14 protein-coding genes and 1 pseudogene are annotated in these 18,961 nt (G+C 70.6%); 13 read left to right on the top strand and 2 right to left on the bottom strand.

Annotation, left to right across the window (positions count from 1 at the left end; genetic code table 11):
• Positions 1–17 precede the first annotated feature (17 nt).
• The 5 genes and pseudogenes from ACFO6S_RS18465 to ACFO6S_RS18445 form a co-directional block, all read left to right on the top strand.
• Positions 18–236, top strand: a pseudogene (locus ACFO6S_RS18465) (GNAT family N-acetyltransferase); the annotation flags it as partial.
• 71 nt (positions 237–307) lie between these two features.
• Entirely contained in the window at positions 308–1,342 is a 1,035-nt protein-coding gene (locus ACFO6S_RS18460) for a glutathione S-transferase family protein (protein WP_378419415.1), read from the top strand.
• Between the two features lie 125 nt (positions 1,343–1,467).
• Complete coding sequence (locus ACFO6S_RS18455; RefSeq protein ID WP_378419414.1) at positions 1,468–2,145, top strand: hypothetical protein; 678 nt, start codon at positions 1,468–1,470, stop codon at positions 2,143–2,145.
• Between the two features lie 24 nt (positions 2,146–2,169).
• Entirely contained in the window at positions 2,170–2,595 is a 426-nt protein-coding gene (locus tag ACFO6S_RS18450) for a DUF6153 family protein (protein WP_378419413.1), read from the top strand.
• A gap of 65 nt (positions 2,596–2,660) precedes the next feature.
• On the top strand, positions 2,661–3,323 hold the full coding sequence (locus ACFO6S_RS18445) for a DUF305 domain-containing protein (protein WP_378419412.1): 663 nt from the start codon (positions 2,661–2,663) through the stop codon (positions 3,321–3,323).
• Between the two features lie 47 nt (positions 3,324–3,370).
• Here the strand turns inward: ACFO6S_RS18445 and ACFO6S_RS18440 are convergent, their stop codons facing one another.
• Complete coding sequence (locus tag ACFO6S_RS18440; RefSeq protein ID WP_378419411.1) at positions 3,371–4,558, bottom strand: YbfB/YjiJ family MFS transporter; 1,188 nt, start codon at positions 4,556–4,558, stop codon at positions 3,371–3,373.
• A 102-nt stretch (positions 4,559–4,660) separates the two neighbouring features.
• Between ACFO6S_RS18440 and ACFO6S_RS18435 the strand changes: the two genes are divergently transcribed.
• From ACFO6S_RS18435 to ACFO6S_RS18410, 6 genes are all read left to right on the top strand, one after another.
• Positions 4,661–5,518, top strand: coding sequence for an LLM class F420-dependent oxidoreductase (locus tag ACFO6S_RS18435; protein ID WP_378419410.1), 858 nt, complete (start codon positions 4,661–4,663; stop codon positions 5,516–5,518).
• 72 nt (positions 5,519–5,590) lie between these two features.
• The gene (locus ACFO6S_RS18430; protein ID WP_378419409.1) at positions 5,591–6,583 is read left to right on the top strand and encodes an ABC transporter ATP-binding protein; all 993 of its coding nucleotides are present in this window, start codon (positions 5,591–5,593) and stop codon (positions 6,581–6,583) included.
• Positions 6,580–7,344 carry an ABC transporter permease gene (locus ACFO6S_RS18425; RefSeq protein WP_378419408.1) on the top strand — a complete coding sequence of 255 codons (765 nt, stop codon included), beginning with the start codon at positions 6,580–6,582 and terminating at the stop codon, positions 7,342–7,344. The genes ACFO6S_RS18430 and ACFO6S_RS18425 overlap by 4 nt, the downstream gene beginning before the upstream one ends.
• A 47-nt stretch (positions 7,345–7,391) precedes the next feature.
• Positions 7,392–11,204, top strand: coding sequence for an ABC transporter ATP-binding protein (locus ACFO6S_RS18420; protein WP_378419407.1), 3,813 nt, complete (start codon positions 7,392–7,394; stop codon positions 11,202–11,204).
• A 135-nt stretch (positions 11,205–11,339) separates the two neighbouring features.
• Positions 11,340–15,095: a multifunctional oxoglutarate decarboxylase/oxoglutarate dehydrogenase thiamine pyrophosphate-binding subunit/dihydrolipoyllysine-residue succinyltransferase subunit gene (locus ACFO6S_RS18415; protein WP_378419406.1), complete on the top strand. Its 3,756-nt coding sequence runs from the start codon at positions 11,340–11,342 to the stop codon at positions 15,093–15,095.
• A 9-nt stretch (positions 15,096–15,104) separates the two neighbouring features.
• Positions 15,105–15,818, top strand: a complete 714-nt coding sequence (locus ACFO6S_RS18410; protein ID WP_378419405.1) for an AAA family ATPase — start codon at positions 15,105–15,107, stop codon at positions 15,816–15,818.
• A 13-nt stretch (positions 15,819–15,831) separates the two neighbouring features.
• Here ACFO6S_RS18410 and ACFO6S_RS18405 read toward each other — a convergent pair whose 3' ends face one another.
• Positions 15,832–16,446 carry a TetR/AcrR family transcriptional regulator gene (locus tag ACFO6S_RS18405; protein WP_378419404.1) on the bottom strand — a complete coding sequence of 205 codons (615 nt, stop codon included), beginning with the start codon at positions 16,444–16,446 and terminating at the stop codon, positions 15,832–15,834.
• Between the two features lie 71 nt (positions 16,447–16,517).
• On the opposite strand from ACFO6S_RS18405, the gene ACFO6S_RS18400 reads away from it, so the two are divergent.
• Together ACFO6S_RS18400 and ACFO6S_RS18395 are read left to right on the top strand one after the other, a co-directional pair.
• Entirely contained in the window at positions 16,518–18,125 is a 1,608-nt protein-coding gene (locus tag ACFO6S_RS18400) for a flavin-containing monooxygenase (protein ID WP_378419403.1), read from the top strand.
• Complete coding sequence (locus ACFO6S_RS18395; RefSeq protein ID WP_378419402.1) at positions 18,122–18,958, top strand: SDR family NAD(P)-dependent oxidoreductase; 837 nt, start codon at positions 18,122–18,124, stop codon at positions 18,956–18,958. The genes ACFO6S_RS18400 and ACFO6S_RS18395 overlap by 4 nt, the downstream gene beginning before the upstream one ends.
• The last annotated feature ends 3 nt before the right edge of the window (positions 18,959–18,961 follow it).

The following is an 18,961-nucleotide window of genomic DNA, read 5'->3' as shown; positions in this document are numbered from 1 at the left end:
CGACGACGACGCGGACCGGGTGCAGTTCCTCCGCCCTCACCGCACCGGAACTGCGCCGACGCGGACATGCGACGGTCGTCGCACGACTGGCCACGAACGACGCCCTCGACGACGGGATGATCGCGCAGTGGTGCAGCCACCCGGAGAACACCGCGTCGTGGCGGCTGGCGTCCTCGCTCGGCTATCAGGTACTCGGATCCCGTACCACCGCGACGGTGCGCCGCAGTACCGTGTGAACAGACCCGTTGCACAGCCCCGACGGTCCGCGCTCTCCTGTGAATCGTCAGTCCCCACGGAGTTGATCGCAGTGACCGAGGAAAACAGCACCCGCGGCGCCTACATCGGCAAGGGCAAGGGATTCACACGCGACAGCCACTACATCGAGACCCGCATCACCGCGGACGGCCGGGACGGCTACCCGGTCGAGCCCGGACGCTACCGACTGGTCGTCGCCCGGGCCTGCCCGTGGGCGAACCGGTCCATCATCGTGCGCCGCCTGCTCGGCCTCGAGGACGTGCTCTCGATGGGCATCTGTGGTCCCACCCACGACGCGCGCAGCTGGACCTTCGACCTCGACCCCGGCGGCGTCGACCCGGTGCTGAAGATCCCGCGGCTACGGGACGCCTTCCTGGCCCGCTTCCCGGGCTACCCGCGCGGCATCACCGTGCCTGCGCTCGTCGACATCCCGACCGGGCAGGTGGTGACCAACGACTACTCGCAGATCACCCTCGACCTGTCCACGGAGTGGAAGCAGTACCACCGCGAGGGCGCCCCGGACCTGTACCCGACGGACCTGCGGGCGGAGATCGACGAGGTGGCGGAGTTGGTGTTCCGGGACGTGAACAACGGCGTCTACCGCTGCGGCTTCGCCGGTTCGCAGGAGTCCTACGACGAGGCCTACGACCGACTGTTCGCGAGGCTGGACTGGCTGACCGAGCGGCTGGCCTCGCAGCGGTACCTGGTGGGCGAGACCATCACCGAGGCCGACGTGCGGTTGTTCACCACGCTGGTGCGGTTCGATCCGGTCTACCACGGCCATTTCAAGTGCAACCGCCGCAAGCTCACCGAGATGCACGTCCTGTGGGACTACGCGCGGGACCTGTTCCAGACCCCGGGCTTCGGCGACACGATCGACTTCGCCCAGATCAAGGAGCACTACTACGTGGTGCACACCGACGTGAACCCGACGCAGATCGTGCCGAAGGGGCCGGACCTGGCCAACTGGCTCGAACCGCACGGCCGGGAACTGTTGGGCGGCAAGCCGTTCGGAGACGGCACCCCGCCGCCTCCCCCGAGACCCGAGGAAGTGGTCCCGGTCGAGCACTGGGCGCTCGGCGGATGACGTGACCCTCCGTCGCACGCGGGCAGCAAGCACCCGAGACGGCATCAGGAACAAACCGTGGGGGCCGACCGTTGGAAGGGAGTTCGGCCGCCAGTCGCGGTGGGCCGTGGCGAAGGGGAGAACCGATGGCGAACATGATGGGGCGAGTCGAGCAGGTCGTCGTGTCGCTGCTCGACAACGGCAGCAGGCTGCAGGGCCCCGCCGTGGCGAAGTACGTGGAGCGGGTCCGCCGCGCACACCCCGACGAGAGCCCGCAGCAGATCGTCGAACGGATGGAACGGATGTTTCTCACCGCGGTGACGGGCAGCGGCGGCGCCGTGGGAGCGGCCGCGGCGGTCCCCGGCATCGGGACGATGGGCTCGATCGCCGCGGTCGGCGCCGAGTCGGTGTTCTTCCTGGAGGCCTGCGCGCTGCTGACGCTGGCGGTGGCCTCGGTGCACGGCATCTCGGTCCAGCAGCACGAGCAGCGCCGGGCCCTGGTGCTGGCGGTCGCGCTCGGCACCTCCGGGATGGAGATCGTGGAGAAGGCGGTGGGCGTGACGACCAAGAACTGGGGTTCGTTGATCACCAACCGGATCCCCGCCCCCACCATGGCGGGTATGAACCAGAGCCTGCTGCGCAAGTTCGTCACCAAGTACGCGGCCCGGCGCAGCGCCCTGGTCCTGGGCAAGCTGGTGCCCGCCGGCATCGGCGCGGCGATCGGCGGCGCGGGCAACCGGGCCATCGGCAAGGGCGTGATCAACAACGCCCGTGACGCCTTCGGACCGGCGCCTGCAGGCTGGCAGCTCCAACTCACTACCTGACCCCCCTAGGGTATGGTAGGGGCCATGGGTTGGGCGCGACGACAGGTGACGCGACCGGCGGGGCCGGTGGCGTTCCTGCTCGGCGCGCTGGTGCTGGGCCTGTTGGCCATGCACCACGTACTTGCGGCCACCCCGGCGGCGCAGTCGATACCGCACGCCGCGGCGCCCCATTCCGCGTCGACCCCCACCGCGTCGGCCCACGCCGTCGACGCCGCGCAGAACCCCGACACTCCGGCGGGCCACGGCGACAGCCACCACGTGCTCAACCCGTGTGTGGCCGTCCTCGCCGCCGCACCGCTGCTGGCACTGGCGCTGTTGTCGTTCGGGGTTCCCACCAACCTGATCCGGATCCCGCGGCGCCGGACCCACCCGACTCGCAGTTCCGGTCGCGGGCCCCCGTTCCTCCCGACGTCGGCACGGCTGGCGTCGCTGTGCGTGCTGCGGGTGTGACGCGGCCACTGCGCGCTTGCGCAGTCGCGACCGACACACCAACAGCTACCGCCAAGGAACCAAAGATGAACACTCGCACCAAGACCGCCACCATGATCGCCGCCGCCGCAGCAGCGGTCGCACTGCTCGCCGGCTGCGCGAACGACGGCACCGGCCCCGAGCACACCACCGAGCATCAGCCCGCCGCGACCTCGACCGCCGCGTCCGCCAGCACCCCTGCGGACTCCGCGTCGGCGCACAATGCCGCCGACGTGATGTGGGTACAGATGATGATCCCGCACCACCAGCAGGCCGTGGAGATGGCCGAGATGGTCCCGGACCGCAGCACCAACCCCGAACTGGTCGCGCTCGCGGCGCAGATCGAGGCCGCCCAGGGCCCGGAGATCGAGCAGATGACGGGCTGGCTGAAGGACTGGAACGCGGCGGCGACGGACTCCGCCATGCCGGGGATGGACCACTCCATGCCCGGCACGGACTCCGCCATGCCCGGCATGGACCACGGCGGCATGATGACCGCGGAGCAGATGACGCAGCTCGACGAGTCCACCGGCGCGGCCTTCGACCAGGCCTGGCTCGAGATGATGATCGAGCACCACGTCGGCGCCGTCGACTCCTCGCAGGAGATCCTGACCGACGGCCAGAGCGCCCAGGTCAAGGAGTTGGCGCAGTCGATCATCGACGGCCAGCAGGCCGAGATCACCCAGATGAAGGCGATGCTCGGCCAGTAGTCACCGCGACGTCGAGCCCTTCACCTCAGCCGCCCCCGCGCGACCGGTCAGCCGGTGGCGCGGGGGCGCGCCCGTGCCCGGCGCTCCATCCACAGCAGCGGCAGCGTGCAGGCCACCCCAGCCGCCAGCACCACCGCACCCACCGTCAGGGCCGGGGCGTATCCGCCGTCGAGCAGCGGCGCGACGGTCAGCGGACCGAGCACCTGCCCCACCCCGTACACCGCCGTGGCGATCGCCGGCGCCCGCGCGCCCACCAGCACGGCCCCCTCGGCCAGCGCCAGCGTGACGATGGCGATCATGGTGCCGCCGAAGCACAACGCGCCGAGCACCTGCACCACCGCGGAGCCGGAGACCGCCGACGCGGCCACGGCCGCCGCCTGCACCGTCATCGCCACCGTCAGCATCGCGACATGGGAGTGCCTGCGCGCCAGCCGCATCCAGACCACGCACGACGGCACCACGGCCAGTCCCACCGCGATCCAGACCACGCTGCCCAGCCACGTCGCAGTGCCGAGCGAGGCGACCGCGGCGACCAGGAAGGTGGCCGAGATGATGTAGCCGAGGCCCTCACAGAAGTACGCGGCCAGCAGCCAGCCGAACGCCACCCGGTTCCGGCGCGGCACCCGGCCCGCTCCCCCGACCGCGTGCGGCTGCGGCCGACCCCCGGGCAGCGTCCAGGCCAGCGCCGACATCGCCGCGGCCAGCGCCGCCACCACCAGCCAACCGGTCCGCCAGTCCGCGTCGCCGCCGAGGGCCAGGATCGCCAACCCGGACAACGCGATGCCCCCGCCGACGCCGCCGAACACCCAGCCGGCGCCGTCGCGGCGGCCGGACAGTTCCTGATGCGCGACCCGGGCGGTGAACACGAAGACCACCGCGCTCGCCACCCCGGCCAGGCCCCGCAGCGTGAGCCACACCGGCAGTGACTGCGTCAGCGGCATCGCCGCAAGGGTGGCGACCAACGCCACCAGTGACACCCGCAGCGCCGCCCGGCTCCTCGTCAGCACCGGCAGGAATGTCGCGAGAACCGCGCCCAGCAGGTAGCCCAGGTAGTTGACGGTCGCCAGCGTCGCCGCCGACCCACCGCTCAGGCCCGCCTGCTGCTCCATCAGCGGCAGGATCGGCGTGTACGCGAACCGGCCCAGCCCCATCGCCACCACGAGCGCGACGCTCGCCCGCAGCACCAGGAGCCGGCCGTGCGTACCGGAGACCGTCGGGTCGCGCAGGCTCACCATGGAGGGAAGGCTACAAAGGAGCCGACCGGTGCCGAATCGGCAGCCGGAATGATCGCCGGGCGGGCACGGTTGCATCGACCAGTCCACCGAACGGAGCAGCAGATGAGCATCGATCCGCAGACCCCCGCCCTCGGCCGGATCGGGGTGTGGCGGCACGCCTACGGCCTGACGCCCGAGTTCGTGCAGTCCGTCGAGCGACTCGGCTACGGCACCCTGTGGCTGGGCGGGTCGCCCCCGGCCGACCTCGCGATCGCGGAGGCGGTGCTCGACGCGACGACGACCCTCACCGTCGCCACCGGCATCACCAACATCTGGGTCTCGCCTGCCGCCGAGGTCGCCGAGTCCTTCCACCGTCTCGAGGCCCGCCACCCCGGCCGCTTCCTGCTGGGCGTCGGAGTCGGCCACCCGGAGGCCTCGGCGGACGTCTACGCGAAGCCGTACCAGGCCGTGGTCACCTACCTCGACGAACTGGACGCGGCGGGCGTGCCCGCCGGACGTCGGGTGCTGGCTGCACTCGGCCCGAGGATGCTGAGACTGGCCGCGGACCGTGCCGCAGGCGCGCACCCGTACCTGACCACGCCGGAACACACCCGTGAGGCACGCGAACTACTCGGTCCCGCACCGCTTCTCGCACCCGAACACAAGGTCGTGCTCGACACCGACCCCGTCGCGGCCCGGGCGGTAGGGCGTCCACCCGTCGACAATCCCTACCTGCACCTGCGGAACTACGTCGCGAACCTGACCCGGCTCGGCTTCACCGCCGGCGAACTCGCCGACGGCGGTAGCGACCGGGTGATCGACGCCCTGGTGGCGCACGGCGACGCGACGGCGATCGCCGCGCGGCTGACCGAGCACCTCGACGCGGGTGCGAATCACGTGGCCGTACAGGTGCTTCCGGTCGACCGCGACGAGCTGCCCGCCCTCGCCGCACTCGCCGAGTCGCTGGCGCTGCGCGGGTAGCGACCGTCTGCCGGACTCCGCCCCGCCGATAGGGTGGGGCGCACCGCGGAGTCCGGCAGGAGAGGTAACGGCATGATCGCAGGCGAGAGGACCGGTACGGCCCACGCGCGTCCGGCACTCGAGGCGGTCGGCCTGAGCAAGCAGTTCGGCGCCGTGAGCGCGGTCTCGGACCTGAGCTTCACCGTGCCCGCCGGGTCGATCACCGCCCTCCTCGGCCCGCCCGGCGCCGGCAAGTCGACCACCCTGCGGATGCTGCTCGGCCTCGTCGCCCCGACCGCGGGCACCGCGACCGTCACCGGTGTGCCGTTCGCGGCGCTGCCCCGCCCGGCGGCAACCGTCGGCGCGGTCCTCGACACGCTGGGCCTGCACCCGCGCCGTACCGCGTTCGGACACCTGCAGGTCTACGCCGCCGCCGCCGGGGTGCCCGACGCCCGTGCCCACGAGGTCCTCGCCCTGGTCGGTCTCGAGCCCGCCGGCCGACTGCAGGCCGGTACCTTCACGCTCGACATGCTCCAGCGGCTCGCGCTGGCAGGCGCGCTGCTCGGCAACCCGCGGATCCTGGTGCTCGACGAGCCGGCGACCGGCCTCGCCCCCGGGGGCGCCGCGTGGCTGCGCGAGTTCCTGCGTGCCTTCGCCGCGGACGGTCGCACCGTGCTGCTCGCGAGCCACCGTCTGGGCGCGGTGGAGCAGACCGCGGACCGTCTGGTCGTCATCGGCGACGGCCGGCTCGTCCACCGGTGCGACACCGATGAGCTCCGGCGGTCCCACACCGGGCGGGTCCTGGTCGCCTCGGAGAACCCGGCGCGGCTCGCCCTCGCTCTCGGCGCCGAGGGCATCGCCGACGCCCGGATGCTGCCGGACGGCCGGCTCGCCGTCGGCGGCACCACGGAGGCCGAGGTCGCGGGGATCGCCGCGGCCGCGCAGGTGCGCACCACCGGGTTCGTCACCGAGCACGTCGACCTGGAGCGGGTGTTCGAAGCCATGACCGCACCGCAGTACCCGGCCGAGCCGCGGCACCCGACCGGACAGCAGTACCCGACCGAACCGCAGGGGAGCCGACGATGACCGCGCTGCTGACCAGCGAACTGCGCAAGGTCACCACCCTGCGGTTCTGGTGGGCGCTCGCGCTCGCCCCACTGTTCGTGGCGTTGTTCGCCGGGTCCGTCTACGCCGCGATGGCCAGCGACCTCGAGGTCGGCCGCTCCCAGCTGGACACGGGGGCCGCGACGGTCGGGCTCTTCGTCTCGCTCGGTGCCGTGGTGCTCTTCGCCGGGCTGTTCGGCGCGGTCAACGCCGGAACCGAGTTCAACCGGCTGACCCTGACACCGACCTTCCTGACCACCGCCGGCCGCGACCGGGTGATCCTCGCGAAGCTCGCGGTCACCGCGGGGTTCGGCGCTGCCTACGCGCTGGCCGTCGAGGTGGTCGCGGTGACCTGCATGCTGATCTTCGGCGGCAGCCGGTTCGAACTGTCCTGGCCCGTGGCCGCGATGCTCGCGGCCGGGGTGGTGGCGACGGCCGCGTGGTCGTTGATCGGGGCCGGACTCGGACTGGCGCTGGCGTCGTCCACCACCGCCGCGGTCGCCCTCGTCTCCTGGTACCCGGCAGGCGAACTGGTGGTGACGGCCGTCCTTCGCGACCTCGGGGCCGGCGGGGTGGCATCGGTGTTGCCTGCCGCGGCCACCTGGTCCACGATCGCGGCGACGTCCGCCTCGGGGATCGACGGATTCGCCCCATGGCCGGTCGCGGTGGGCGCCGTGGGCGCCTGGACCGCGCTCGCCTGCGGCCTCGGCTGGTGGTTCACCCGGCGCCGCGACGTCACCTGACCGGCACCACGCCGACCCGTCGGGGGTTCGGGCTAACGTGGCTGTCGATGGCACCCGACGCAAGGCCCCGCGGCTGGATCAGACGGCTGGCAGCCGCGTGCTGGGCGCACCGGGCCGTCACGATCGGCGCCCTGACGGTGACCGTGATCGCCGCCGTCATCGACATCTCCTTCCCGCTGCTCGCCCGGATCGCGGTGGACGACGCCGGTTCCGGTGCCACCGAGGCGATCGCCGTGGTCGCGGCCGCCATCGCGGGCCTGGCCGTGGTCCGCTTCGGCTGCCAGTTCGGCCGCCGGATGCTGGCAGGCAAGCTCTCCCTCGATGTCCAGCACGACCTGCGGCTGGGCCTGCTCGGCTCGCTGCAGCGACTCGACGGCGCCGGCCAGGACCAGATCCGCACCGGGCAGGTGGTGTCCCGGTCGATCACCGACCTGCAACTGGTGCAGGGACTGCTGGCGATGGTGCCGATGTCGGCGGGCGCGCTGATCCAGTTCGTGCTGGCGATCGTCGTGATGGCCTGGCTGTCGCCGCTGCTGACCGCGGTCGCGCTGCTGGTGGTGCCCGCGGTGTCGCTGGTGGTGTGGCGGATCCGGCCGACCCTGTTCGCCGCCACCTGGTCGGCGCAGCAGCGCGCCGCGGACCTGGCCCAGCACGTCGAAGAGACCGTCACCGGGGTGCGGGTGGTCAAGGGCTTCGGCCAGGAGGCCCGGGCCGTGGGGCAGCTCGAGGACCTGGGCCGCGCCCTGTACGCCGAGCGGATGCGCGCGGCCCGGATCAATTCCCGGTTCACCCCGACGATGGCCGCGCTGCCGCAGCTGGGCCTGGTCGCGGTGATCGCCGTCGGCGGCTACCTCGCGCTCGACGGTGCCATCACGATCGGCACCTTCCTCGCGTTCGCCACCTACGTGGCCACCATGGCCAACGTCACCCGCGTCCTGTCCTCGGTGGTGATCATGGCCCAGCTCTCGCGGGCCGCGGTCGAGCGCGTCCACGAGGTGATCGACACCGAGCCCACGGTGGCGGACCCCACCCACCCGGTGACGCTGCCGCCCGGCCCGGTCGGGGTGGAGCTGCGCGGGGTGACCTTCGGTTTCGAGCCCGGGCGGGAGGTACTGCGCGGCCTCGACCTGGACCTGACGCCCGGCGAGACGGTGGCCGTGGTGGGCCGGGCCGGCTCCGGCAAGACCGCGCTCTCGCTGCTGCTGCCCCGGTTCTACGCGCCGGACGCGGGGACGGTCGCGCTGACCGCAGGCGGACAGGTCTTCGACGTGGCGGACCTGCGCGCGGACCAGTTGCGCAGCGCGGTGGGCCTGGTTTTCGACGAACCGTTCCTGTTCTCGGACACGGTGTCCGCGAACATCGCGCTCGGCCGGCCGGACGCCAGCGCCGAGGAGATCCGGATCGCGGCCAGGATGGCGCAGGCCGAGGAGTTCATCGACGCGCTCGCCGACGGCTTCGACACCGTCGTCGGCGAGCGCGGGCTCACCCTCTCCGGCGGTCAACGCCAGCGGGTGGCGCTCGCGCGCGCCCTGCTCGTGGACCCGCGGCTGCTGATCCTCGACGACGCCACCTCCGCGGTGGACGCGGCGACCGAGGCCGCCATCTTCGACACGCTCCGTGGTCAGGCCGACCGGACCACGCTGATCCTCGCCCACCGCCGCTCCACGCTGACGCTCGCCGACCGGGTCGCGGTCCTCGACGGCGGCCGGATCATCGACACCGGCACCGTCGACGAACTCGACGAGCGGTGCCCGCTGTTCCGGGCACTGCTCTCCGACCCGGACCCCGACGCCGAACCGCACACCGCGCCGCCGGAACGCCTCGACACCGTCGAGCCGTCGCAGTCCGTCCTGTGGCCGGACGTCGTGCCGGACGGCGCCCTGGACGCGACCGAGACCGGGACCGCCGCGGCGGCCGGCGGTGTACCCGGTGGCGGCGGGCACGGCGCGGGTGGGGGCCCGGCGGCCGGGGCCCTGGGCAACGTCGCCGCCACCCCGGAACTGCGCGCGGCCGTCGCGGCCCTGCCACCGGCCACCGAACAGCCCGGCATGGACGGGCTCGACCTGCGTCGGCCCGACCCCGAGTTCCGGCTGAGCGCGCTGCTGCGGCCGGTCCGCTGGATCCTCGCCGCCGTGGTGGCCTGCCTGGCGCTGGACTCGTTGGCGGGCGTGCTGTTCCCGTCCATCGTCAAGTTCGCGCTCGACCGCGGCGTCAGCGTCGACCAGCCGTCCGCGCTGTGGTGGGCGACGGCGGTCGGCGTCGCACTGGTCGCCGCGGACTGGCTGGTGGTCGCGGTGATGACGGTGATCACCACCCGCGCCGGCGAGCGGGTCCTCTACAGCCTGCGGGTACGCAGCTACGCGCACCTGCAGCGGCTCGGCCTCGACTACTACGAGCGGGAACTGTCCGGCCGCATCATGACCCGGATGACGACCGACGTCGACGCGCTGTCGACCTTCCTGCAGACCGGGCTGTCCACGGCGGTGGTCAGCGTGCTCACGGTGGTCGGGATCGCGATCGCCCTGCTGCTCACCGACGTGGTGCTCGGGTTGGTGGCGCTCGCCGCGGTGCCGCCGCTGCTGGTCGCCACCCTGGTGTTCCGACGGGTGTCCTCGGTCGCCTACTCGGTCTCGCGCGAACGCATCTCGATCGTCAACGCCGACTTCCAGGAGAACATCGCCGGCCTGCGGGCCGCGCAGGCGTACCGGCGCGAGGACTTCGCCGCCGAGCGGTTCGCCGAACGCGCGGACAGCTACCGACGCAGCCGGATGCGCTCGCAGCTGGCGATCTCGATCTTCTTCCCGTTCATCGCGTTCCTGTCCGACCTGGCGTTGGCCGCGGTGGTGCTGGTCGGCGCCACCCGCGTCGCGCACGGCCAGGTCACCGCCGGCACCCTGGTCGCCTTCGTGCTCTACCTGGGCCTGCTGTTCGGTCCGATCCAGCAGCTCTCCCAGGTCTTCGACGGCTACCAGCAGGCCCGCGTCGGGCTGCGCCGAATCGGGGACCTGCTGCGTACCCGCAGCTCGCTGGAGGACTCGCTCCCCGGCGACGCCACCCCGGCCGGCGCGGTGCCGATCACCGGGCACCTGCGCGGGGACGTCGACCTCGCCGACGTGAGCTTCCGCTACCGCGGCGCGGAGACCGACGCCCTGCAGGGCGTCGACCTGCGCATCGACGCGGGCACCACGGTGGCGCTGGTCGGCCGGACCGGCGCAGGCAAGTCCACCGTGGTGAAGCTGCTGGCCCGCTTCTACGACCCGACCGACGGATCCGTGCGGGTCGACGGGGTGGACCTGCGCGGCTACCGGCTCCCCGAGTACCGCGCCCGGCTCGGCGTGGTCCCGCAGGAGGCGCACCTGTTCACCGGCGACGTGGCGAGCAACATCGCCTACGGCCGGCCCGACGCGTCCCGCGCCGAGATCGTCGCCGCGGCCCGCGCGGTGGGCGCGTTGGAAACCATCGGCGACCTGCGGGCCGGCATGTTCACCCCGATCGGCGAGCGGGGGCAGGGCCTGTCCGCGGGTCAACGCCAGCTGATCGCGCTGGCCCGCGCCGAGCTGGTCGACCCGGACCTGCTGCTGCTCGACGAGGCGACCGCAACCCTCGACCCGGCCACCGAACGCACCGTGCTCGAGGCCAGCGCGCTGATCACCCGGCGCCGCACGGCCGTGGTGGTCGCGCACCGACTGGCCACCGCGGCGCGCGCGGACCTGGTGGTGGTGATCGACGACGGCCGGGTCGTCGAGACCGGCCCACATGCGCACCTCCGACATGCCGGTGGTCACTACGAGCGCCTCTGGGATGCGGCGAACAGCACCTCGGGGAATAATGCGGAGACCCATAACGTCATCGACAGGTGACAGTGGCGGACATTCCCGGGTGACGCACATCACTCTACGGGTGCCCGCCAGGCACACATGTCGCCCCGAGGGACTAGCCTCGCGGGTATAACGCGCCGACCGGGGACCAAGAGAGAAACGAGGCGAACACCTGCCGTGAGCAGCAGTTCTACGTCACAATTCGGACAGAACCAGTGGCTTGTCGACGAGATGTACCAGCGCTTCCAGGATGATCCCTCATCCGTGGACGCCAGCTGGCACGAATTCCTCACCGACTACCAGCCAGAGACTTCGGGCGCGAACGGTCAGGTCGCGCAACCCGCGGCCACCGGCCCCACGAACGGAAACGGCGCATCCGCCGTCGCCACCCCCGCTCCTCCCGCCGCCTCGGTCCCCGCCCCGGCAGCACCCGCCGTCACGCCTCCGGCACCGGCACCCGTGGCCAAGCCGGTCGCAGCGCCTGCCCCCGCCGCAGCGGCGAAGCCCGCCGCCGCGCCGGCCCCCGCCGCGAAGCCGACCGCAGCCTCGTCCGCCGGCCCCGAGTCGAAGGTCCTTCGCGGCGCCGCTGCCGCCGTCGCCCGGAACATGTCGGCCTCGCTGACCATCCCGACCGCGACCAGCGTCCGCGCGATCCCGGCGAAGCTGATGATCGACAACCGCATCGTCATCAACAACCACCTCGCGCGCACCCGCGGCGGCAAGATCTCGTTCACGCACCTGCTGGGCTACGCGATCGTGCAGGCCGTCAACGCCTTCCCGAACATGAACCGGCACTTCGCCGAGGTGGACGGCAAGCCGAACGCGATCACGCCCGCCAGCACCAACCTCGGCCTGGCCATCGACCTGCCCGGCAAGGACGGCAGCCGCTCGCTGGTCGTCGCGGCCATCAAGGGCACCGAGTCGATGAACTTCGCGCAGTTCCACAGCGCGTACGAGGACGTCGTCCGGCGCGCGCGCGAGGGCAAGCTGACCGGCGACGACTTCGCGGGCGTCACCATCTCGCTGACCAACCCGGGCACCATCGGCACCGTGCACTCGGTGCCGCGACTGATGCAGGGCCAGGGCGCGATCATCGGCGCAGGCGCCATGGAGTACCCCGCCGAGTTCCAGGGTGCCAGCGACGAGAAGATCGCCGAGCTCGCCGTCGGCAAGCTGATGACGCTGACCTCGACGTACGACCACCGCATCATCCAGGGCGCGGAGTCCGGGGACTTCCTCCGGACCATCCACAACCTGATGATCAGCGACGAGTTCTACGACGACATCTTCCACGCGCTGCGGGTGCCCTACGAGCCGGTCCGCTGGCGCAAGGACATCTCGGCGACCGCGGTGGACAAGACCACCCGCGTCCTCGAGCTGATCGCCGCGTACCGCAACCGCGGCCACCTGATGGCGGACACCGACCCGCTGCAGTTCACCAAGGACAAGTTCCGGATGCATCCGGACCTCGACGTCACCACCCACGACCTCACGCTGTGGGACCTGGACCGCGAGTTCAACGTCGGCGGCTTCAACGGGCAGTCCCGGATGAAGCTCCGCGAGGTGCTCTCGATCCTGCGTGACGCGTACTGCCGGCACATCGGCGTGGAGTACACCCACATCCTCGACCCGAAGCAGCAGAAGTGGCTGCAGGAGCGCGTCGAGGGACGGCACGTCAAGCCGACCGTCGCCCAGCAGAAGTACATCCTGAGCAAGCTCAACGCCGCCGAGGCGTTCGAGACGTTCCTGCAGACCAAGTACGTCGGGCAGAAGCGTTTCTCGCTCGAGGGCGCCGAGTCCGTCATCCCGATGATGGACGCGGTCATCGACCAGTCCGCCGAGCACGAGCTCGACGAGGTCGTCATCGGCATGCCGCACCGCGGCCGCCTCAACGTGCTGGCGAACATCGTCGGCAAGCCGTACTCGAAGATCTTCACCGAGTTCGAGGGCAACATGAACCCGGCGGCCGCGCACGGCTCCGGCGACGTGAAGTACCACCTCGGTGCCGAGGGCCAGTACATCCAGATGTTCGGCGACAACGACATCAAGGTCTCGCTCACCGCGAACCCGTCGCACCTCGAGGCCGTCGACCCGGTCCTCGAGGGTCTGGTCCGCGCCAAGCAGGACATCCTCGACAAGGGCGAAGAGGGCTTCACCGTGCTGCCGCTGATGCTGCACGGCGACGCCGCGTTCGCCGGCCAGGGCGTGGTTGCCGAGACCCTGAACCTCTCGCTGCTGCGCGGCTACCGCACCGGCGGCACCGTGCACATCGTGGTCAACAACCAGGTCGGCTTCACCACGGCTCCCGAGTACTCGCGCTCGTCCGAGTACTGCACGGACGTCGCGAAGATGATCGCCGCCCCGGTGTTCCACGTGAACGGCGACGACCCCGAGGCCTGCGTCTGGGTCGCACAGCTCGCGGTGGACTACCGCGAGGAGTTCGGCAAGGACGTCGTCATCGACATGATCTGCTACCGCCGTCGCGGTCACAACGAGGGCGACGACCCCTCGATGACCCAGCCGGCGATGTACGACGTGATCGACACCAAGCGCAGCGTCCGCAAGAGCTACACCGAGAACCTGATCGGTCGCGGCGACATCTCGCTCAAGGAAGCCGAAGACGCGCTGCGTGACTACCAGGGTCAGCTCGAGCGGGTGTTCAACGAGGTCCGCGAGCTGGAGAAGTTCAAGCCGGAGCCGTCGGAGTCGGTCGAGCTCGACCAGACCCCGCCGGCCCGCCTGACCACCGCCGTCGAGCCGGCCGTCCTCGAGCGGATCGGTGACGCGTTCGTCAACGTGCCCGAGGGCTTCACCGTGCACCCGCGCGTCAAGCCGGTCATCGAGAAGCGTCGCGAGATGGCCCGCGAGGGCAAGATCGACTGGGCGTTCGCGGAGCTGCTGGCGTTCGGTTCGCTGGTCGAGCAGGGTGCACTCGTGCGCCTGACCGGTCAGGACTCGCGTCGCGGCACGTTCACCCAGCGCCACTCGGTGCTCATCGACCGCAAGACCGGCGACGAGTACAACCCGATCTCCGCGATCGCGGCCAACGCCGACAACGGCGGCAAGTTCATGGTCTACGACTCGGCGCTCACCGAGTACGCGGGCGTGGGCTTCGAGTACGGCTACTCGGTCGGCAACCCCGACGCACTGGTGCTGTGGGAAGCGCAGTTCGGTGACTTCGTCAACGGCGCGCAGACCATCATCGACGAGTTCATCAGCTCCGGCGAGGCCAAGTGGGGCCAGCTCTCCGACGTCGTGCTGCTGCTGCCGCACGGCCACGAGGGCCAGGGTCCGGACCACACGTCCGGTCGCATCGAGCGGTTCCTGCAGCTGTGCGCCGAGGGCTCGATGACCGTGGCGGTGCCGTCCACCCCGGCGAGCTACTTCCACCTGCTGCGCCGTCACCACCTGGACGGCATCCGCCGCCCGCTGGTGGTGTTCACGCCGAAGTCAATGCTGCGCAACAAGGCAGCGGTCTCGGACGTCGCGGACTTCACCACCGGCAAGTTCCACTCGGTGTTCGAGGAGCCGACCTACGAGACCGGCGACGGCGACCGCGCCAAGGTCAAGCGGGTGCTGATGGTCAGCGGCAAGCTGTACTGGGAACTGCTCGCCGCCAAGCACAAGGACAACCGTGACGACGTCGCGATCGTCCGGATCGAGCAGCTGTACCCGGTGCCGAGCCGGCGCATCCGCGAGACCCTGGATCGCTACCCGAACGCCACCGAGTTCCGCTGGGTTCAGGAAGAGCCGTCGAACCAGGGTGCCTGGCCGTTCTTCGGTCTCGCGCTGCCCGAGCTCGTCCCGGACAAGCTGACCGGCATCAAGCGCATCTCGCGTCGTTCGATGTCGGCACCGTCCTCGGGTTCGAGCAAGGTGCACGCGGTCGAGCAGCAGGAGATCATCGACGAGGCGTTCCTGCCCACCGTCTGACGGTGTGACGTGTCGCTGCCACTGAGCCGGGTCGAGTTCGCTCCTGACGAGCGATTCGACCCGGCTTCGTGGTATCTGCAGGTCCCCGCGATCGCCGAGCTGTGCCGGGTCGGCCTCGACTTCACCGGCCCGGTGACGGTGATCGTGGGCGAGAACGGGGCCGGCAAGTCCACCCTCGTCGAGGCCATCGCAGGCGCGTGGCAACGCCGCTTCCGCGGCGCCCAGGACCGGATGTGGTCGGCGGGCGGCAGCGTCGAGGACGCCGACCTGCCGCGGCACCTGCGCTGCCTCGGTGCCGAGCCGGTGCCGTACGGCGGCTGCTTCCTGCGGGCCGAGTCCATGCACGCGCTCTTCGGCGACGCGGACGCCGACCGGGTCCGCGCGAGCGACCAGGAGTTCAACGCGCTCTCCCACGGACAGTCGTTCCTGCGCTACGTCGCGGACCGGCCGATCGGCGTCGGGCTGTGGGTACTCGACGAGCCGGAGGCCGCGCTGTCGTTCCAGTCCTGTCTGGCCCTGCTCGGAGTGATCAAGGACCTGGCCGACGAAGGCTCGCAGGTGATCATGGCGACCCACTCCCCCGTGCTCGCGGCCTGCCCGGGCGCCGAGATCTGGGAACTCACCGACGGCGGCATCGACTGCCCGCGGTGGGACGAGCTGGACCTGGTGCGTAACTGGCGCTCGTTCCTCGACGACCCGCAGCGGTTCCTGCGGCACCTGTGAGACTCGGCGGCCGTCAGCCCTGACTCAGCAGCGCGGCCGCCACCGACGCGGGCAGGGTCACAGCGGGCAGCGCAGTGACGATCAGGTCGATCAACTCCCCGCGACTGATCACCGGTTCCCGCAGCCAGCTGATCGCGGTCTCCTCCACGAACGCGAGCCAGCCGCGCACCGCGAGGGCGATCCGGTCGTCCGGTTCGATGCCGAGGCGCGGGAGCTGGTCGATGATCCGTGCCGCCAGCGCCGAGCGGGTGCGATCGAACTCCTCGCGCATCTCCGGGTCCCCGCTGGCGGCCCCGCGCAGCAGCGAGACGTAGCTGTTGCGGTTGTCGCTGACGTAGTCGAGATAGGCCACGACAGACGAGCGCAGGATCTCGAGCGGCGGCAGGGTCTGGTCCGGTTCGGTCCGCGCGAGCATCTCGGCCCCGGCGTGCTGCACGATGGCCAGGTGGTAGTCGTGCTTGGTCGCGAAGTAGTGGAAGAGGAGCCCACGGGAGACCCCGGCCTGGTCCGCGATCTCCTCGACCGAGATCTGCTCGAGCGGGCGTTCGGCCAGCATCCGGGCGCCCAGGTCGATCAGCTGGGCGCGTCGCTCCTCGGGGCTCATCCTGGTGCGCTTGACTGTCTCCACGATCCGGAGCCTACTGAATAAGAGTCAACAAGCTATTGACTGCGACTCAGTAAGTCCATATTCTTCGATACATGAGTCTTCCGGTTACAGATACCGCCACGGACGCCACCTCCGACGTCCGCAAGATCGACACACTGATCATCGGCAGTGGCTTCGCCGGCCTCGGCGCCGCGATCAAGCTCACCCAGGCCGGGAAGCGGGACTTCCTGGTACTCGAACGCGGCAGCGAGGTGGGCGGCACCTGGCGCGACAACAGCTATCCCGGCGCCGCCTGCGACGTGCCCTCGCACATGTACTCCTACTCGTTCGCCCTGAACCCGGAATGGACCCGGTCGTTCTCCACCCAGCCGGAGATCCAGAGGTACATCTCGTCGGTCGCCCGCAAGTACAACGTGCTCGACAAGCACATCTTCGACTGCGATATGCAGTCCGCGCGCTGGAACGACGCAACCGCCCGCTGGGACGTGCAGACCACCCAGGGCGCCTTCGAGGCCAAGATCGTGGTCTCCGCGGTCGGCGCCCTCTGCGAGCCCTCGCTCCCCGACATCAAGGGCATCGACGGCTTCGAGGGCGAGATCTTCCACTCCGCGCGGTGGAACCACGACGCCGACCTGGCCGGCAAGCGGGTCGCCGTGATCGGCACCGGCGCCTCGGCGATCCAGATCGTCCCGCAACTCGCCAAGACCGTCTCGCGACTGGACGTCTACCAGCGCACCGCACCGTGGGTGCTGCCCCGCGCGGACCGCGAGTACACCAAGGCCGAGCACCTGGCATTCAAGTACCTGCCCGGTTTCCAGAAGCTGTGCCGCACCGGCATCTACTGGATGCGCGAGACCCAGGTGGTCGGCCTGGCCAAGGCGCCGGTGTTCATGAAGCCGCTGCAGTTCGCCGCTCAGCGCCACCTGCGCATGCAGATCAAGGACAAGGACCTGCGCCAGAAGGTGACCCCGAACTTCCAGATCGGCTGCAAGCGCATGCTGATCTCGAACAACTACTACCCGGCACTGGCGCAGCCGAACACCGACCTCGTCACCGACGGCATCGCCGAGGTCACCGCGAACTCGATCGTCGACCGCGACGGCAAGGCCCGTGAGATCGACGCGATCGTGATCGCCACCGGCTTCCACGTCACCGACTCCCCCACCTTCGCAGGCATCATCGGCAAGGACGGGCGTTCCGCGGCGGAGGTCTTCGACGCCAGCGGCCAGCAGGGCTACAAGGGTTCCGCAATCGCGAACTTCCCCAACATGTTCTTCCTGGTCGGTCCGAACACCGGCCTCGGCCACAACTCGATGGTGTTCATGATCGAGTCGCAGATCAACTACCTGGTCGACGCCCTCGCTACGATCGACAGGCACGGCATCGGGACCATCGAGGTCCGCCAGGACGTGCAGGACGCCTACAACCGGGACCTGCAGGCCAAGCTCGCCAAGAGCGTCTGGAACAACGGCGGCTGCGCCAGTTGGTACCTCGACAAGCACGGCAACAACACCACACTGTGGCCGGGCTTCACCTTCGAGTTCCGCAACATCACCCGCAAGTTCGACCTCGCCGCCTACCGGAGCGTGGCCGTCGGCGACCTGCCCGCGGCGGCCGGGAACCTGCCCGCCGGCGTCGGAGCCCAGATCTCCGCCACGCCTGCGCACGACACCGACGACGAGAAGGTTGCAGCAGAATGAGCGAATTCACCGGCAAGGTAGCGGTCGTCACCGGCGCGGGATCCGGCATCGGCCGCGCCCTCGCGCTCAACCTGGCGCGCCAGGGCGCCAAGCTGGCACTGTCCGACATGGACAGCGTCGGGCTCGCCGAGACCGTCCGGCAGGCCAGGGCGCTCGGCGCCGAGGTCAAGGACGACCACCTCGACGTGACGCAGCGCGAGGCGGTGTTCGCGTACGCGGAGGCCGTCGTCGCCCACTTCGGCAAGGTCAACCAGGTCTACAACAACGCGGGCATCGCGTACCACGGCGAGTTCGAGAAGTCCGAGTTCAAGGACTTCGAGAAGGTCATGGACGTCGACTTCTGGGGAGTCGTCAACGGCACCAAGGCCTTCCTGCCGCACCTGATCGCCTCCGGTGACGGCCACCTGGTGAACATCTCGAGCCTGTTCGGCATCCTGTCGATGCCCGGCCAGAGCGCGTACAACTCGGCGAAATTCGCGGTCCGCGGCTTCACCGAGTCGCTGCGGCAGGAGATGCTCATCGCCAAGCACCCGGTCAAGGTGACCTGCGTGCACCCCGGCGGCATCAAGACCGCGATCGCCCGCAATGCCATCGCGGGCCCCGGCGAGGACCTGGCCACCTTCTCGGACTTCTTCGACCGGAAGCTCGCCCGCACCAGCCCGGAGGACGCGGCCAGGACCATCGTGAACGGCGTCCGAAAGAGCAAGGCGCGGGTGCTGATCGGCGCCGACGCGAAGTTCCTCGACGCCTGGGTGCGGCTGGTCGGATCGGGCTACCAGCGGGTCGTCGCGATCATCGCCGGCCGGGTCATGCCCAAGTCGAACGCGAAGTAGAGA

The sequence above is a fragment of the Rhodococcus kronopolitis genome (assembly GCF_042654025.1).
In the GTDB taxonomy this organism is placed as follows: domain Bacteria; phylum Actinomycetota; class Actinomycetes; order Mycobacteriales; family Mycobacteriaceae; genus Rhodococcus_G; species Rhodococcus_G kronopolitis.
This window is presented reverse-complemented; position numbering and strand designations above follow the sequence as displayed.

Coding starts and splice junctions, on each gene's coding strand:
- ACFO6S_RS18420 (WP_378419407.1), top strand. CDS start 7,392: ATGGCACCCGACGCAAGGCCCCGCGGCTGGATCAGACGGCTGGCAGCC.
- ACFO6S_RS18455 (WP_378419414.1), top strand. CDS start 1,468: ATGGCGAACATGATGGGGCGAGTCGAGCAGGTCGTCGTGTCGCTGCTC.
- ACFO6S_RS18430 (WP_378419409.1), top strand. CDS start 5,591: ATGATCGCAGGCGAGAGGACCGGTACGGCCCACGCGCGTCCGGCACTC.
- ACFO6S_RS18400 (WP_378419403.1), top strand. CDS start 16,518: ATGAGTCTTCCGGTTACAGATACCGCCACGGACGCCACCTCCGACGTC.
- ACFO6S_RS18435 (WP_378419410.1), top strand. CDS start 4,661: ATGAGCATCGATCCGCAGACCCCCGCCCTCGGCCGGATCGGGGTGTGG.
- ACFO6S_RS18425 (WP_378419408.1), top strand. CDS start 6,580: ATGACCGCGCTGCTGACCAGCGAACTGCGCAAGGTCACCACCCTGCGG.
- ACFO6S_RS18395 (WP_378419402.1), top strand. CDS start 18,122: ATGAGCGAATTCACCGGCAAGGTAGCGGTCGTCACCGGCGCGGGATCC.
- ACFO6S_RS18450 (WP_378419413.1), top strand. CDS start 2,170: ATGGGTTGGGCGCGACGACAGGTGACGCGACCGGCGGGGCCGGTGGCG.
- ACFO6S_RS18445 (WP_378419412.1), top strand. CDS start 2,661: ATGAACACTCGCACCAAGACCGCCACCATGATCGCCGCCGCCGCAGCA.
- ACFO6S_RS18440 (WP_378419411.1), bottom strand. CDS start 4,558: ATGGTGAGCCTGCGCGACCCGACGGTCTCCGGTACGCACGGCCGGCTC.